The sequence below is a fragment of the uncultured Vibrio sp. genome (assembly GCF_947488985.1).
In the GTDB taxonomy this organism is placed as follows: Bacteria; Pseudomonadota; Gammaproteobacteria; order Enterobacterales; family Vibrionaceae; genus Vibrio.
Genome location: NZ_CANLBV010000262.1, coordinates 1 through 663, shown reverse-complemented (window position 1 = coordinate 663; position 663 = coordinate 1). Strand labels below are relative to the sequence as shown.

General features: G+C 47.7%; 1 protein-coding gene. It reads left to right on the top strand.

The genetic code is table 11. The features are described 5' to 3' along the window. Window positions 1-212: 212 nt before the first annotated feature. A partial coding sequence (gene traF / locus Q1A70_RS20245) for a conjugative transfer signal peptidase TraF (protein WP_299695593.1) occupies window positions 213-663 on the top strand: 451 nt, incomplete at its 3' end.

Here is a 663-nt window from a genome sequence, read left to right as displayed (position 1 = left end):
GGTTTGTTGGCGTGGCGTAGAAAACGCAGTCAGTAACTCACACTCTACAAGGTCAACGTCACGTTGGCCTTTTTTGTACCCCTTAAATGCTGATAGGTAAGAGCGGCTATATGCTGGCATGTAGCGCTTTTACCTATCCGACACAGCAACGGCGAAGCGTTGCCCGTCAGTACTTCACTTTCCAATATTACCTTCTAATTCGGTTCGATTTTATGAAAATCACTCTCGCGCTGCTCGCTATCGTGGGCGGCTTTTTTATGATGTTAATTGGCGGTGATTACCGCTTAAACCTCACGCATTCTTATCCACTGGGCTTTTATCAAATAGTATCGAGCGATACTTACAGTAAAGGGGATTTCATTGCCTTTTGTCCGCCTGACGTGCCCGTGATACAGCTCGCTGTTGAGCGTGGTTACTTACAGTGGGGAGCTTGCTCAGGTGGCTCTACGCCTCTCATTAAAACCGTCATAGCGACCCAAGGCGACCAACTGGCGTTTGATGATGTCGTGAGCATGAACGGTCAACCACTAACAAATTATGTTATTCATCGAGCTGACGATAACGGTCGCACGTTACCTTTACTTGCCCCCTTCACGGTCGCGGAGAATGAATTTTTCGCGTTATCGGAATACGCTCCGAGCAACAGTTTTGATGGGCGTTATT